The organism is Methylobacterium sp. A52T (genome assembly GCF_053346095.1).
This window is the reverse complement of record NZ_JBKFBI010000146.1, coordinates 1-15,016: the sequence shown is the minus strand read 5'-3', so window position 1 is coordinate 15,016 and position 15,016 is coordinate 1. Positions and strand designations below refer to the sequence as shown.

Here is a 15,016-nt window from a genome sequence, read left to right as displayed (position 1 = left end):
GGCGAGGGTCGCCGCGTCGACGGCCACGGGGGCCGTGTCCACCCGCGCGGTGACGGCCGGCGCGATCGGACCCGCGAGCCGCGCGGAGGCGGCGCTCTCGGATGCCCCCTTGGACACCCCCTTGGGCGCCCGCCTGGACGCCTTCTTGGACGTTCCCTCGGCCTTGCTCCCGGACCCGCCCTTGCCCCCCGGCCCGGCCGTTGCGAGCGGAGCGAAGCAATCCAGACGGCGCCAGGCCGAGTGATGCGGGCAACCCCGAGTTGCTTCACTCCGCTCGCAACGACGGCGCCGTCGCGCCCTAGGCTGCTCTCACCTGCAGGAATTCCAGGGCCGGCCCCCGCGCGTCCGAGAAGATCCCGGCGGTGAGCGCGCCGCCGTAGACGGCCGCGGTGTCGAGGTTGGTGCGGAACCGGCGCACCTCCGGGCGCCCGCTCCGTTGCGGCGTGTGGCCGTGGACCACGTGCCGTCCGAAATCGTGGTCGCCCTCGAGGAACGGCTCGCGGATCCAGAGGCGATCGTGCGCGTCCGACCCGAGGGCGTCCGCGCCGGGTCGCAGGCCGGCATGCACGTACCAGTGGGCGCCGTCACCGTGCAGCGTCGGGAGCGCCTCGATCCAGTCGAGGGTGTCCCGGGGCAGTCCGGCGGGATCCCGCGCGCCGAACGAGTCGAGCGTCGCCTCGCCGCCGTTGTACATCCAGTGCGCGGCCGCGCTCTCCGTCTGGAGTGCGTCGAGCAGCATCCGCTCGTGATTGCCCATCAGGCAGACGACGCGCTCGGGCTCGGCCCAGTTCAGGCGGCTCACGGTGCGGAGCACCGCGGCGCTGTCCGGGCCGCGGTCGATGTAGTCCCCGAGGAAGACCAACCGGTGGGGACGGTCACCCGCGTGGTCGGCGATCCGCTCCAGCAGCGCGTCGAGGAGGGCGGCGCAGCCGTGGACGTCGCCGATCGCGTAGGTGAGGGGGCCGGAATCCATGCGCCATCGTCCACCGCGGCGGCGCGCTCCGCAAGGCCGCCCGGGTCGGCGCGCTACGCCGCGAGGGCGCGCATCTCCGCGATGAGGTCCGACTTGCCCTCGAAGCCGATGCCCGGCAGGTCCGGCATGGTGATGTGGCCGTCCTCGACCCGCACCCCGTCGGGGAAGCCGCCGTAGGGCTGGAACAGGTCCGGGTAGCTCTCGTTGCCGCCGAGGCCCAGCCCGGCCGCGATGTTGAGCGACATCTGGTGCCCGCCGTGCGGGATGCAGCGGGCGGGCGACCAGCCGAACTCGGCCAGCACGTCGAGGGTGCGCAGGTACTCCACGAGCCCGTACGACAGGGCGCAGTCGAACTGCAGCCAGTCGCGGTCGGGCCGCATGTTGCCGTAGCGCAGGAGATTGCGCGCGTCCTGGTGCGAGAACAGGTTCTCGCCGGTGGCCATCGGCCCGGGATAGTGGGGCGCGAGCGCCGCCTGGAGCGCGTAGTCGAGCGGGTCGCCCGCCTCCTCGTACCAGAACAGCGGGTACTGCCGCAGCATCCGGGCGTACGCGATGGCGGTCTCGAGATCGAAGCGGCCGTTGGCGTCCACCGCGAGCCGGCCCCGTCCGTCGATCTCGGCGAGCACGGCCTCGATCCGGCGCCGATCCTCTTCGAGCGGCGCGCCGCCGATCTTCATCTTCACGACGGTGTAGCCGCGATCGAGATAGCCGCGCATCTCGGCGCGGAGCGCGGAATCGTCCTTGCCGGGATAGTAGTAGCCGCCGGCCGCGTAGACGAAGACCCGCGGGTCGGCGGCGACGCCGTTCCGCTCGGCGAGCATCCGGAACAGCGGCTTGCCGGCGATCTTCGCCGCCGCGTCCCAGATCGCCATGTCGAGGGTGCCCACCGCCACCGAGCGCTCGCCGTGGCCGCCGGGCTTCTCGTTGCGCATCATCGCGGCCCAGACCCGGTGCGGGTCGAGGTTGTCGCCCGCGTCGACGAGGAGGCTGTCCCGGTCGGCCTCCAGGATCCGGTCGCGGAAGCGCTCGCGGATCAGGCCGCCCTGGCCGTAGCGGCCGTTGGAGTTGAAGCCGTAGCCGACGACCCGCCGGCCGTCGCGGACCACGTCGGTGACCACCGCGACGAGGCTCGTGGTCATCTTCGAGAAGTCGATGTAGGCGTTGCGGATCGGCGATGCGATCGGCTTGGTGACCTCGCGGACGTCGACGATGCGCATGGCTGGCTCTCCCCGGTGCGTCCCGGTGCCATAGCGTCGGCGGCACCCGGTCAGCCAATGCCGTTTCCGGAGCGCGCGATGCGCGGGCGGCATCGGCCCCGTCCTGTCGGAGAGGCGCCATGGATCTGGACTGGGTGCGGGACTTCCTCGCGCTCGCCGAGCACCGGACCTTCTCGCGGGCCGCCGAGGTCCGGCACGTGACGCAGCCGGCCTTCAGCCGACGCATCCGCGCGCTCGAGGCGTGGCTCGGGACGCCGCTGTTCCTGCGGAGCGCGCAGGGCGCGCTCCTGACCGCCGCCGGAACGGGCTTCCGCCCGCACGCCGAGGACTTGATGCGGGGCTTGGATCGGGCGTGCCGCGAGGCGCGGGCCGCCGGCGCGCGCGCGGATGCGAGCCTCGCGATCGCGGCCACGCACGCGCTGTCGTTCACGTTCTTTCCCGGCTGGATCCGCCGGCACGCGCCCTTCGAGACGCTGGGCGCCCTCAACCTGATCTCGGACAGCATGGCGGCCTGCGAGGCGATCCTGCTGGCCGGCGAGGTGCAGCTGCTCCTGTGCCACCACCGCGCGGACCTCCCCACGCCCCTGGACGACGGCCGCTGCGAGTCGGTCCGCGTCGGGGCGGACAGCCTGGTGCCGCTCTGCGCACCGACGCCCGAGGGGGCGCCGCTCTGGCCCCTCAGCGGCGCGATCCGCTACCTCGCCTACGGCGAGGCCTCGGGGCTCGGCCGGATCCTGGCGGCGAGCGGGGCGGCGGCCGGCCACGAGCCGGCCTTCACGTCGCACTTGGCGGCGACGCTGATGACCATGGCCCAGGAGGGCGACGGTGTCGCGTGGCTCCCGGTGACGCTCGCGGAGGCGGCGATCGCCCGCGGACAGCTCGTGCGGGCAGGCCCGGAGGAGCTGGACGTTCCGGTGGAGATCCGGCTGTTCCGGACGCGCGAGAGCCGAGGCGGCGCGGCCGATGCCCTGTGGCGGCGCCTGCACGAGCCCGAGGGCGCCGGGCCGGATCAGGCCTTCGCCACCCGGGCGTAGCGGCCGTCGTAGCGACCGGCCCGGATCTGCTCCAGGACCTCCGCCTCGCGGGCCGCCTGCGCCCGCACGGCGTCGAGCAGGGCGGCCGCGTCGCCGGGCGGGAAGGACACGACGCCGTCGGCGTCGCCGACCACCACGTCCCCCGGGCTCACCGTCCAGCCGCCGACGCAGACCGGCACGTTGATCGCGCCGGGGCCCGTCTTGAACGGCCCCCGCGGCGTCGCGCCGCGGGCGTAGCAGGGAAAGTCCGCGCCCGCGAACGCCGCCGTGTCGCGCACGGCGCCGTCGATCACGAAGCCGGCCACGCCCCGGCTCTCCGCGATGGCCTTCATGATGTCGCCCACCAGCGCGCGGCTCGTGTCGCCGGCGCCGTCGACCACGATCACGTCGCCGGGGCGGACCTCCTCCAGAGCCTGATGGATGGCCAGGTTGTCGCCGCTCCGGACGCGGACCGTGAAGGCCGTTCCCACGAGCGTCCCGCCGCGATGGAACGGGCGCAGGCCGGCCAGGACCGGCATCCGCGCCAGGCAGTCGCTGATCGTGGCCGTCGAGACGTCGCGGAAGGCCGCCAGCACGGCCGGGTCGACGGCGGGCGGCGGCGGATTGCGGGTGATGGCGGACATCGGCGTCGACGTCTCCCTGGCGTCATCGCCCCCGCGGCATCGCGGCGAATCGGCGAGGGCCGGGGGATCCTGCCCCAGGCCGCGGCCGATGTCGCGATGGAACCCCGGCCCGGTCAGTGATCGGCCGCCGGGACCGTGCCCGCGCCGCCGCCGGTCGCGAGCTTGCGACGGGCATCGGCCTGACCGCTCGTCGCACCGAAGTAGCTGGCCGAGTCGCCGAGCTGCACCGACGGCTGGCAGCCCGGCGTGCAGGACAGGGATTCCCGGTCGAGACCGCGCTGCACCGTGATCGTCGAGTCCCGCGACGCCTCGACCCGGATGGTCGTCTCGGCGATCATCGCGCCGCCGTTGTCGAGGGCGATCAGGTTGGTGGAGCCGAAGCTCTTGCCGGTGAGCACGAGGACGCCGTTCTTCTGCGGCGTCACCTCGGCGATGATCGGGTTGCCGACGATGACGGTCGACGTCTTCTCCGGCAGGCGGAGCACCTTAGCGTTGTCCACGAGAACGGTCACGACGGGCAGGAGATCCGGCTGGCCGGCCGCGGCCGCGGCGCCCGTCAGCAGGACGACGAGGCCGGCGCGGCCCGCGATCGACAGGGTGCGATGCATCGGGGTTCCTCAAGACGGCGGGCGGTCATAGAGAGCCCACCCGATGCCCGAGGCTAGCGCGGAACCCGTGAAGGAAGCGCTAAGCAAGACCAAGTCCCGGCACTGTGCCGTATCGGTGAAACCCAACCTTCACCAAACTCGCAGCGAGACAGCCTTTTAGGTCAGTGCGGGATCGATTTAACCGATTTTCAAGGCGTAATCGGCAGTCTGTGCAGGCCGCCGATCGAGACCTGAAAATTCTTCATCGGGCATCGCGCAAGTTTTATCTCGCTCTGTGTTGATCGAAGGATCACCCTCTATGAAGACCCTGTTCACGCGTTTTGCTTCGGACGAGTCCGGCGCCACCGCCATCGAGTACGGCATGATCGCGGCCCTCATCGCCGTGGCCATCATCACCGCGCTGAAGACCGTCGGCACCAGCCTGACCAGCAAGTTCAGCCAGATCTCCGGCAACCTGAACTGATCGAGACACGTCCGATCTGCGGCAGGTTCGAGACATCCCGCCTCTCCTCGCAACCCGGAGAGAGGCGCGGGTTCCCGGCCTGCCGGGATCGCCGTTGCTCGCGGCGGCGCTCGCCGCCCGGCACATCCGAGATCCGGACCGACCGGCAGTCCGCCGGGGCGGACCGTATTGTGTGACGCGACAGGCTGCGACGAGATGGGCGCCGAGATGGTCGGTTCAGCGACGGCAAGCCTGGGACTGGCGGGTCTGGGCCCGGCCGGTTTCGGTCTCCTGATCCTGTTTCCCTTCCTGATGGCCTACGCGGCCGCCAGCGACCTGCTCACCATGCTGATCCCGAACCGGATCTCCCTCGCCCTCGTGGCCGGCTTCGCGCTGCTGGCCCTGACGAGCGCGATGAGCTGGACCGAGATCGGCTTCCACTGCGCCGCCGGTGCCGTCGTCCTGCTCGTCACGTTCACGCTGTTCGCCTTCGGCGTCATCGGCGGCGGCGACGCGAAGCTCGCGGCCGCCACCGCCCTGTGGCTCGGCTTCGACGGCCTCGGCGACTACCTCCTGGTGGCCTCGGTGTTCGGCGGCGCCCTGACCCTGGCGATCCTGTTCGCGCGGACGCATCCGCTGCCCGGCCGGATCGCGCGCATGCCGTTCGCCCTGCACCTGCACGACGCCAAGACCGGGATCCCGTATGGGATCGCCCTGGCCGCCGCCGCGCTCCTCGTCCTCCCCGAGACCGACGTCTGGACCCGGGCCCTCGCCAGCTGAGGCCGCCGCGGCGATTCAGGGACGCGGGATCTGGAGCCCCGGGCCCGGCCCAGCTAGAAGTCGCGCATGCCCCTCGCGCTGCTGCGTCGCCCCGATCCCGATCATCTTGAGGTCCAGCACGAGGGGGCCAGCCTCCGCATCGCCCTCCGTCGGCGGCCGACCGCGCGCCGCATCACGCTCCGCGTCTCGGCCGCAACCGGCGAGGCCGTGATCACCCTGCCGAGCCGCACCGCCATCAACACGGCGCAGCGCTTCGCGGCGAGCCACGCGGAGTGGATCGCCGCGCGTCTGGCGCGCGTGCCGACCCGCGTGCTCTTCGAGCTCGGAGCCAGCCTGCCGCTCCGCGGTGAGCCCCACCGGATCAGCCAGCGCGGCACCCGGAGCGGTCCCGTCCGCATCGAGTCCGTCGAGGGTGAGGCGGTGCTGTCGGTGTCGTGCGACGCCGCCCACGTGGCGCGCCGGGTCCGCGACTTCCTGGCCCGCGAGGCCAAGCGCGACCTGACCGAAGCGATCGAGCGCTACGCGGCGCGGCTCGGGCAGCGGCCGGTCCGGGTCACGCTGCGCGATACCCGCAGTCGCTGGGGATCCTGCACCGCCCGCGGCGAGCTGAATTTCTCGTGGCGCCTGATCCTCGCGCCGCCGATGGTGCTCGACTATCTGGTCGCCCACGAGATGGCGCATCTGCGCGAGATGAACCACTCCCCGCGCTTCTGGGCGCTGGTGCAGGCGCTCTGCCCGAACACCGACGCGGCCGAAGCGTGGCTCAAGCGCCACGGCACCGGCCTGCATCGCTACGGCTGAGCCGACCTCTGCCCCGCATCAGCCCGGTATCAGCCCTTGACGCGGAGCACCCGGTGGCGCGCCACGGCGTCCGCCGGCCAGCTCGGGCGGGGATCGACCTGCCCCGGGCTGAGGGTGCGCGGCGCGACGCTGTCGCAGATCTCCCGCTGGCGGATGATCACCGGGTTGCCGAACTCGTCCCGGCGGCGGACCAGGCCGCCGTCCCGGCAGTAGCCGGCGATGGCCGCCTGACCGTTGCGGCGGCCGTACGGGTTCGCCGCCACGGGCGGATGCTCGATCACCAGCGTGTCCGAGTGGTTCAGCGAGCGTTCGATGTAGGTGGTCTCTCCGACCGGCAGGGACTGGGCTCCCGCCTGCGCGAGGGTGGCCACCAGGTAGGCGGCCGAGAGAGTGAGCGGGCGCATCACGGCGTCAGGATCCGGAGCTGGAGGAGTGTTCGAACACAATCTAGGCCGCTGAAACCGTCACGGGTAGCGCCGACGCGCAACACCGCGCCCGCATCGCTTGACAGCGCGGGGCGGACCATGGTCGGAACACGCCCGATTGTACGGCTCCCGCCGGTCCTCGGCCGGAGCGTTCCGAAGGGATCGGTGGTGCCGCTTCACGCGAGGCTCGTTCGTTTCCGGCGCGCCGCGCTGCCGGTTCTCCTCGCCCTCGTCGCGGCGGCACTCGCGCCCGCCGGGCCGGCCGCGGCTCAGGGCATGGTGCGCAAGACCTTCGACGATTGGCAGCTGCGCTGCGAGACGCCGGCCGGCGCGAAGGCCGAGCAGTGCGCCCTGGTCCAGTATCTCGCCGCCGAGGACAGGCCCAACCTGACCCTGGTGGTCATCGTCCTCAAGACCGCCGACAATCGCGGTTACCTGCTGCGGGTGGTGGCGCCGCTGGGCGTTCTCCTGCCTTCCGGGCTCGGCCTGAAGATCGACCAGACGGATATCGGCCGCGCCGGCTTCGTCCGCTGCCTCACCACCGGCTGCGTGGCCGAGGTCGTGATGGATGACGGGCTGATCCGCCAGTTCAAGAACGGCACGCAGGCCACCTTCATCGTGTTCCAGACGCCCGAGGAGGGCGTCGGCATCCCGCTGTCGATGAAGGGCTTCGCGGCCGGGTTCGACAGCCTGAAATGACGGTGCCGTTCGGGAGCCGTGCGATGATCGGACATCGGAACAGGAGCCTCACGCGGTCCTCGGACATGGCCCGGCGCCGGACCGTCGCTCTCCGGCTCGGCGCCTCGGTGCTCGCCGCGTCGCTCGCCGCCACGGCCCCGGGCCGGGCCGAGGAGGGCAACATCTTCTCCAACCTGTTCAAGTACGGCGGCACGACGGTCCCGCCGTCGCAGCCCGAAGCCCTCGACCCGGCCTATTGCCCGACGGTCGAGGTTGCGGAAGGCGGGGCGGCCTCTCGCACGCTCGCGGGCGACACGGTGCGCACCCAGTTCTCCCTCGGCCGTCTCGCCCGCGAATGCACGCGGCGTCAGGACGGCTCGATCACCGTCAAGGTGGGCGCCGAGATCAACGTCCTGCTCGGGCCGGCGGGCGCGCCGGGCCGGTTCGATGTGCCGGTGACGTTCCAGATCCGCCACGACGGCAAGACCGTCTCGAGCCGCACCGAGCGGGCCAGCGTGATCGTCGGGCCCGGAGAGGCGCAGGGCTTCGCCACGGTCGTGGCCGACGAGCTGCAGGTTCCGGCCGCCATGACGGCCGATTACGACATCGCGGTGGGTGTCGGGACCGGCAAGGGTGCGGGCGGCAAGCCCGCCGCGAAACCGCGCCGCCGCAAACCGGCTGTCGCCGCGGCGCCACCCGGCGGAGGCGACGCTGCCCAGTGACGCCGCGGCGCGCCTCGGCGATCCGACCCCGCTGATTGCCCGGACCGGCCGCGACAGGCTCTGGCTCGGCCGGCAGACCCGGTTCCGGCTGGAATCCACGGACGATCCCGTCTTCGATCGCCGCCTCGTGCTCCCGGACCATCCCGCCGGCTGGCCCGCCGGCTGGATCGTGCTGAGCTATGCCGGTGATCCGACGAATGCGCCCCGGCGCCCGATCCTCCGCGTCCTGCGAGGGCCTGACGGGACGGTCCAGGACTTCCTCCTGCCGGGAGCCGCGCAGGGGCTCGCCCACTGGCTCGGGCTGATCCCCTCGGACACCCGGGAGATCCGCCTCTCTGCCGGTGCGGACTTCGCCCTCGAGCGGGTCGGCGCCCGGCGCGAGGTCGAGGTGCTCGCGCAGTGCCTCCTGCGCCGGCCCTGGCGCTGCGTCTCCGCCCTCTACGAGCGCGCCCGCGGCTCGGAACGGCGCTACCGCGACATCCTGCGCGGCGCCTGCGCGGTGACCCCGATGGCCCGCTTCCCGGCCTGGGCCGCCGCCCGGACCCGGCCCGCCCGCGTCGCGCCCTCCGCCCTGCGGATCCGATGCGTCGTTCTCGCGCGAGCCGGGGACGCGGCGGCGCTGTCGGCCACGCGCGACGCGCTGAACGCGCAGACGCACCGCCCCGAGTCGATCCAGGTCGCGTGGGCGGGGACGCCGCCCGCATCGGCCGGCGGGCCGCTCTCGCATCGAACCTGGGATGCGGCTTCCGGCTTCGACGAGCTTTCCGGCGAGGCGGACGCCCTGTGCCTGCTGCGCCCCGGCGACGTCCCGGAGCCGGAGGCCCTGGCGCTGCTGGCCCAGGCCCTGTCGGGAGCGGACATCGCCTACGGCGACGCGGTCGGCCCCGACGGTCGCCCGCAGCTGAAGCCGGACTGGAGCCCGGACCTCGCCCTGGCGACCGGCTATCCCGGGTTTCCCCTGCTCCTGTCGCGGACGTGGCTGGCCGCGGCCATGGCGCGCCCGGTCGGCCCGATGGTCGCACTCGCGCCGGCCATCGTGATCGCCGCGATGACCACCGCCGCGCGGGTGGCGCATGTCCCGCGGATCCTCGCCCGCAGCGCCGGAGACGGTCTGGACCCGTCGGCCCGGGCCGCGGCCCTGGACGCGCACCGGTCGGGACAGCCTCTGTTCCGCGCCGGGATCCAGGACGGTGCCGTTCGCCTCGCGTGGCCCCTGCCGGATCCGGTGCCGCTGGTGAGCGTCGTCATCCCGTCGCGCGACCGCCTCGACCTGATCACCCGCGTCTGCCGCGGGGTGCTCCACGAGACCGCCTACGCGGCGATCGAGCTGATCATCGTCGACAACGGCTCCACCGATCCCGCGGTGCTCGACCACTACGCGACCCTGCGCGGCGATCCGCGCGTCCGGATCCTCATGGACCCGCAGCCCTTCAACTTCGCCGCGATGGTCAACGCCGGCGTCGCCGCGGCGTCCGGGACGATCGTCGTCCTGCTGAACAACGACGTCGCGGTGCTGGAGCCCGCCTGGCTCGAGGCCATGGTCCGGCAGGCGTGCCGGCCGGAGGTCGGCGCCGTCGGGGCGAAGCTTCTCTACGGCGACGGCACGCTGCAGCATGCCGGCGTCGTCGTCGGCCTCGGCGGCCGGGCCGGCCACATCCTGCGCCGCCGGCCCGGTGACACGCCGGGCCATCTCGGCCAGCTGCGGGTGGCGCACGAGGTCTCGGCGGTCACGGCCGCCTGCCTCGCCGTCGCGCGGGAGAAGTATCTGGCGGTGGGCGGCTTCGACGCCGAGGCGTTCCCGGTCGATTTCAACGACGTCGATTTCTGCCTCCGCCTCGGCGCCGCCGGCTGGAAGACGGTCTGGACGCCGGCCGCGACGCTGGCCCACCTCGAATCCGTCAGCCGCGGCCCGTCCGTCGGGGCCAAGCGCGCCCGCTTCGAGCAGGAGGCCGCCCGCTTCTCCGAGCGCTGGCGGGCCGTGATCCGGCACGATCCGTTCTACCACCCCGCCCTGTCGGTCACGACGTTCGGCGAGGATCTGGAATGACGCCGCGGTCGGACGGCGCCCCGGACGGCGCATCGGACAGCGCGTCGGACCGCGACGCCGCGCCGTATCTCGGAGCCTCGCGTCGCTCCTGGCGCGCGCTGGTGGGCGCGACGCGCCAGCTCCTCGCGCATCCCCGGGCGGCGGCCGCGATCCTGCGCGCGCGCGTGACGGGTAAGCGCCTGCGCGCCCGGCAGGCGCTCGCGGCCCTGATCGGGATCGACCATCGGCTCGCCCTGCCGCCCGGGATCCTCGACCGCTTCCCCCCGGCCCCGGCCGGTCCGGGAGACGCGATCCGCCTGATCGGCGACGGCGTCCTCGTCGCCGGTGCGCCCGGCCGCATCGCCGCCGCGTTCGCGCGCGAGCCCGACCTGCAGGCGCTGTACGGCGACGCCCTGGTGCAGGAGCGACCCGGCGGCGCGGTGCTGCCGGTTCTGCCGCCGGTCTTCGACGCCGACCGGCTCGCCGCCCTCGATTATCTCGGCCCCGTGCTGGCCTGCCGACGCGGCGCCCTCGAGTCCGGCCACGATCCCGGCAGTCCCGCCGAGGCCGCATTCCGCATCGCGGAGCGCTTCGGTCCCGGCGCGGTCGGCCACCTGCCGGAGATCCTGTCGGTCCGGCGCGGTGCCTCGACCGCGACGCGGGGCGGCGAAGCCGGGCGCGTCCCCCACCACGCGCTGGTGCGCGATCATCTCGACCGGACAGGGCGGGAGCGCGTTGGCGTGGCCGTCGAGCCCGACGGTCTCGTGCAGGTCGAGCATCCCCTGCCGGACGAGCGGCCCCTGGCGAGCCTCATCGTGCCGACCCGCGACCGCCTGGATCTCCTGCGCCCCTGTCTCGAGAGCCTGCGAGGCTGCACCGACTGGCCGTCGACCGAGATCATCGTCTGCGACAACGACAGTCGCGAGCCCGAGACGCTGGCCTACCTGCGGGCGCTGGAGGGGGAGGGGAGGGGGCACGTCGTGCCCTGGCCCGGGCCGTTCAACTTCGCCGCGATGAACAACGCCGCCGCGGCCCGCGCCCGCGGCAGGCTGCTGGTCTTCGTCAACAACGACGTCGAGGCCTTCCGGCCCGACTGGCTGTCCCGCATGGCCCGGGAGGCCCTCCGCCCGGACGTCGGGGCGGTCGGTGCCAAGCTCCTCGACGGCGAGGGCCGGATCCAGCACGGCGGCATCGTGCTCGGCACCGGCGGCCTCGTCACCCACGGGCACCGGCACTTTCCCGGCGACGCTCCCGGCTACCTCGGGGCCCTGCGCGTCACCCACACGGTGTCGGCGGTGACCGCGGCGTGCCTGGCCGTCGAGGCGGCGAAGTTCCGCGCGGTCGGCGGGTTCGACGAGGCGGTCTTCGCGGTCGATTTCAACGACGTCGATCTCTGCCTGCGCCTGAACGCGGCCGGCTACCGCACGCTCCTGGTCCCCGGGGCGGTCCTCCATCACCGCGAGGCGGCGAGCCGTCGCTGGACCCGAGAGGCCCAGGCCCGCCACGCGCGCGAGATCGCGGCGCTGAGAACGCGATGGGGGTCGCTGCTGGTGCAGGACCCCCATTATCACCCGGGCTTCGACCCGGAACTCTCGACCCACGCGCGGCTGCGCGCAGGGTTTCCCGAGGCCGGGCCGGCGCCCCTGCGCCGGCCGGGCGCCTGACCGGGCCTACTGCACGAGGCGCGGGCCGCCGCCCTGGACCTTCTCGTTCTCCGATATGATGCCGAGGCGCTTGGCGACCTCGGTATAGGCCTCGATCAGGCCGCCGAGATCCTTGCGGAACCGGTCCTTGTCGAGCTTGTCGGAGGACTTGATGTCCCAGAGCCGGCAGGAATCCGGGGAGATCTCGTCGGCGACGACGATGCGCATCATGTCGCCTTCCCAGAGGCGGCCGGTCTCCATCTTGAAATCGACCAGACGGATGCCGACGCCGAGGAAGAGACCCGACAGGAAGTCGTTGACGCGGATCGCCAGCGCCATGATGTCGTCGATCTCCTGGGGCGTCGCCCAGCCGAAGGCGGTGATGTGCTCCTCGGAGACCATCGGATCGTTCAGCGCGTCGTTCTTGTAGTAGAACTCGATGATCGAGCGCGGCAGCTGCGTGCCTTCCTCCAGGCCCAGCCGCGTGGCGAGCGAGCCGGCCGCGACGTTGCGCACCACGACCTCGAGGGGGATGATCTCGACTTCGCGGATCAGCTGCTCGCGCATGTTCAACCGACGGATGAAGTGCGTCGGCACGCCGATGTCGTTGAGGTGCTGGAAGACGAACTCCGAGATCCGGTTGTTCAGCACACCCTTGCCGTCGATGACCTCGTGCTTCTTCGCGTTGAAGGCCGTCGCGTCGTCCTTGAAGTGCTGGATGAGCGTGCCGGGCTCCGGCCCCTCGTAGAGGACCTTCGCCTTGCCCTCGTAGATGCGACGGCGGCGATTCATAGGCGTGTACCGTGGTTTGAGGAAGTCCATGGGCCGAGGCTCCTGATGCGCGACGATTGGGAGGAATCCGCGGCGCGGCGACCGGACGCGAGGTCGGGCCGCCGGACGGCCTCTGCCCGAGGGCCCCGGCGACCGGCCGCCAAACTAGCGGAAGCGGGCTTCCAGCACAACGCGTTAGCCCGCAGGGCGGGATTGCGGAGGCCGGTCGGGACGTGCCCGGGACGGCCTCCGCGACCCGTCGCGCGCGCGCCTCGCGGTCGTCGTGCGGTCGTCAATCGGTCGTCAATCGATCGTCTTGGACGGGTAGCGGCAGAGGTCGGCGATGAGGCAGCGCGGGCATTCGGGCTTGCGCGCCTTGCAGGTGTAGCGTCCGTGCAGAATCAGCCAGTGATGGGCGTGGAGGCGGTAGGCGTCCGGCACGATCGCCTCGAGCCCGGCCTGGACCTTGTCGGTCGTGGCGCCGACGAAGAGCGGGATCCGGTTCGAGACCCTAAAGATGTGGGTGTCGACGGCGATCCGCGGAACCCCGAAGGCGATGTTGAGCACCACGCTCGCGGTCTTGGCACCGACCCCGGGCAGGACCTGCAGGGCCTCCAGGCTCGCCGGGACCGTGCCGCCGTGCGTTTCCACGAGGATGCGCGAGAGGGCGACGACGTTCTTCGCCTTGGTGTTGAACAGCCCGATCGTCCGCACGAAGTCGCGGACCCGGTCCTCGCCGAGCGCCAGCATCTTCTCGGGCGTGTCGGCGACCGCGAAGAGCGGGCCGGTGGCGAGGTTGACGCCGCGGTCGGTCGCCTGGGCCGAGAGCACCACGGCGACGAGGAGCGTGAACGGATTGACGTAGTGGAGCTCGCCCTTGGGCTCCGGCTCCGCCGCCTGGAAGCGGCGGAAGATCTCGGCGAGGGTCGCCGCGTCGACGGCCACGGGGGCCGTGTCCACCCGCGCGGTGACGGCCGGCGCGATCGGACCCGCGAGCCGCGCGGAGGCGGCGCTCTCGGATGCCCCCTTGGACACCCCCTTGGACGCCCGCCTGGACGCCTTCTTGGACGTTCCCTCGGCCTTGCTCCCGGACCCGCCCTTGCCCCGCGGCGCCGGGGCTGTCCCGGATACCGTCTCGGACGCGGTCTCATCCGGTCCCGCGGCGGCGCGACCGGCGCGATCCGTCACGGGCGGGGGAGTCTTTCTGGCGGGCATCGGCGCGTTATATGGATCGCATGGCGAGCGGCAATCCTTCCGTCCACCCGTACGGGCTCGATCCGGACACGATCGACCGGCCCGTCTTCACCGCGACGATCCGGCCGCACCAGTCGTTGAGCCGTCGCGGCTTCCGGGTGGTCATGACCGGGTGCTGCGCGGTCTCGGTCGCCGTCTCGATCTGGGCGTGGCGCATGGGCTTCTGGCCCGTGGCCGGCTTCTTCGGCCTCGACATGCTGGCGATCTACGCGGCGCTCAAGGTGAGCTTCCGGCGCGGGCGCTCCTTCGAGGAGGTGATGATCTCGCAGATCGAGATCCTGCTGGCCCGGGTCAGCCACCGCGGCGAGCGGCGGGAGTGGCGGTTCAACCCACTCTGGACCAAGCTCGAGACGGTCGAGGACGACGAGTACGGCCTCCAGCGCCTGACCCTGGTCTCGCGCCGGCAGCAGGCGCTGGTGGCGCGCGACGCCGGGCCGGACGAGCGGGCGCGGGTCGCGCGGGGGCTCAGCGCGGCGCTCGCGCAGGTGAAGAAGGGGTACTGACCGGACCCCGGACATCTCTGCCCTCCTACGAGGGCAGGGAGGCGACGCGGCGGCCATCGCGCGGGCCACGCGAAAAAACAGCTCGCGGACCGAACAGGGCTGTTGACGGGCAAATTCGAGGGCTCTATACCCCGGCTCATCGGCGCCGGCCGCGGAAGTGGACCGGGCGCTGAGCCATCTTCTGACAAGCGGCGGGATTGGCCGGCGGGATTGCCGGGCGGTCTTCTGTTTGCCTCTGATGAGCCCCGGGGTTCCGGGGCGCTCTTTGACAAGTTGGATTGAGGAAGGGAGACGCGGGCGGCGTTTGTCCTTGCGGCCGGGCCTTAGGGTCTGGCGTGAGTAGACTTGTGCCGATCTGCTGTACTTCTTTCTGAGCTCACCGACGGGTGTCTGGCGCTGTGAAGCGTTTGATGCTTGGTCGATGTGAGGCTCCGTCTGAGAATACACGTGATCGGCCGGATCTTTCTCTTCAACGTGAGAGTTTGATCCTGGCTCAGAGCGAACGCTGGCGGCAGG

At 72.3% G+C, this 15,016-nt stretch carries 16 protein-coding genes; 9 read left to right on the top strand and 7 right to left on the bottom strand.

The features are described 5' to 3' along the window. Positions 1–298: 298 nt before the first annotated feature. On the bottom strand, positions 299–973 hold the full coding sequence (locus ACLBYE_RS25590) for a metallophosphoesterase family protein (protein ID WP_447696318.1): 675 nt from the start codon (positions 971–973) through the stop codon (positions 299–301). A 53-nt stretch (positions 974–1,026) separates the two neighbouring features. Continuing rightward, a complete protein-coding gene (locus tag ACLBYE_RS25585; protein WP_447696317.1) occupies positions 1,027–2,190 on the bottom strand; it encodes a mandelate racemase/muconate lactonizing enzyme family protein in 1,164 nt (387 codons plus the stop codon). A 119-nt stretch (positions 2,191–2,309) separates the two neighbouring features. On the opposite strand from ACLBYE_RS25585, the gene ACLBYE_RS25580 reads away from it, so the two are divergent. Further along, positions 2,310–3,224 carry a LysR family transcriptional regulator gene (locus ACLBYE_RS25580; protein ID WP_447696316.1) on the top strand — a complete coding sequence of 305 codons (915 nt, stop codon included), beginning with the start codon at positions 2,310–2,312 and terminating at the stop codon, positions 3,222–3,224. Here the strand turns inward: ACLBYE_RS25580 and ACLBYE_RS25575 are convergent. Further along, positions 3,200–3,847: an RraA family protein gene (locus ACLBYE_RS25575; RefSeq protein ID WP_447696315.1), complete on the bottom strand. Its 648-nt coding sequence runs from the start codon at positions 3,845–3,847 to the stop codon at positions 3,200–3,202. The genes ACLBYE_RS25580 and ACLBYE_RS25575 overlap by 25 nt on opposite strands. A gap of 113 nt (positions 3,848–3,960) precedes the next feature. Next, a complete protein-coding gene (locus tag ACLBYE_RS25570) occupies positions 3,961–4,455 on the bottom strand; it encodes a pilus assembly protein N-terminal domain-containing protein (RefSeq protein ID WP_447696314.1) in 495 nt (164 codons plus the stop codon). 298 nt (positions 4,456–4,753) lie between these two features. Between ACLBYE_RS25570 and ACLBYE_RS25565 the strand changes: the two genes are divergently transcribed. From ACLBYE_RS25565 to ACLBYE_RS25555, 3 genes are all read left to right on the top strand, one after another. Then, a complete protein-coding gene (locus ACLBYE_RS25565; RefSeq protein ID WP_012320434.1) occupies positions 4,754–4,918 on the top strand; it encodes a Flp family type IVb pilin in 165 nt (54 codons plus the stop codon). A gap of 207 nt (positions 4,919–5,125) precedes the next feature. Further along, positions 5,126–5,677, top strand: coding sequence for an A24 family peptidase (locus tag ACLBYE_RS25560; protein WP_447696313.1), 552 nt, complete (start codon positions 5,126–5,128; stop codon positions 5,675–5,677). Positions 5,678–5,743: 66 nt separating this feature from the next. Next, complete coding sequence (locus tag ACLBYE_RS25555; RefSeq protein ID WP_042669677.1) at positions 5,744–6,478, top strand: M48 family metallopeptidase; 735 nt, start codon at positions 5,744–5,746, stop codon at positions 6,476–6,478. Between the two features lie 29 nt (positions 6,479–6,507). Here ACLBYE_RS25555 and ACLBYE_RS25550 read toward each other — a convergent pair whose 3' ends face one another. After that, a complete protein-coding gene (locus tag ACLBYE_RS25550) occupies positions 6,508–6,882 on the bottom strand; it encodes a hypothetical protein (RefSeq protein ID WP_447696312.1) in 375 nt (124 codons plus the stop codon). A gap of 186 nt (positions 6,883–7,068) precedes the next feature. Between ACLBYE_RS25550 and ACLBYE_RS25545 the strand changes: the two genes are divergently transcribed. From ACLBYE_RS25545 to ACLBYE_RS25530, 4 genes are read left to right on the top strand one after another with little or no spacing between them, the layout of a single operon-like run. Continuing rightward, positions 7,069–7,602 carry an invasion associated locus B family protein gene (locus ACLBYE_RS25545; RefSeq protein WP_012320430.1) on the top strand — a complete coding sequence of 178 codons (534 nt, stop codon included), beginning with the start codon at positions 7,069–7,071 and terminating at the stop codon, positions 7,600–7,602. Between the two features lie 23 nt (positions 7,603–7,625). Beyond that, on the top strand, positions 7,626–8,303 hold the full coding sequence (locus ACLBYE_RS25540; RefSeq protein ID WP_447696311.1) for a hypothetical protein: 678 nt from the start codon (positions 7,626–7,628) through the stop codon (positions 8,301–8,303). Further along, entirely contained in the window at positions 8,215–10,350 is a 2,136-nt protein-coding gene (locus ACLBYE_RS25535; RefSeq protein WP_447696310.1) for a glycosyltransferase family 2 protein, read from the top strand. The genes ACLBYE_RS25540 and ACLBYE_RS25535 overlap by 89 nt, the downstream gene beginning before the upstream one ends. Then, complete coding sequence (locus ACLBYE_RS25530; protein ID WP_447696309.1) at positions 10,347–11,993, top strand: glycosyltransferase; 1,647 nt, start codon at positions 10,347–10,349, stop codon at positions 11,991–11,993. The genes ACLBYE_RS25535 and ACLBYE_RS25530 overlap by 4 nt, the downstream gene beginning before the upstream one ends. 6 nt (positions 11,994–11,999) lie before the next feature. On the opposite strand, the gene purC is transcribed toward ACLBYE_RS25530, so the two are convergent. Continuing rightward, positions 12,000–12,794 (bottom strand): phosphoribosylaminoimidazolesuccinocarboxamide synthase, encoded by a 795-nt coding sequence (purC, locus tag ACLBYE_RS25525; protein WP_447696308.1) that lies wholly within the window; start codon positions 12,792–12,794, stop codon positions 12,000–12,002. 252 nt (positions 12,795–13,046) lie between these two features. Beyond that, on the bottom strand, positions 13,047–13,778 hold the full coding sequence (nth, locus tag ACLBYE_RS25520; protein ID WP_447696307.1) for an endonuclease III: 732 nt from the start codon (positions 13,776–13,778) through the stop codon (positions 13,047–13,049). A gap of 200 nt (positions 13,779–13,978) precedes the next feature. On the opposite strand from nth, the gene ACLBYE_RS25515 reads away from it, so the two are divergent. Then, complete coding sequence (locus ACLBYE_RS25515; RefSeq protein ID WP_447696306.1) at positions 13,979–14,500, top strand: DUF2244 domain-containing protein; 522 nt, start codon at positions 13,979–13,981, stop codon at positions 14,498–14,500. Positions 14,501–15,016: the final 516 nt, after the last annotated feature.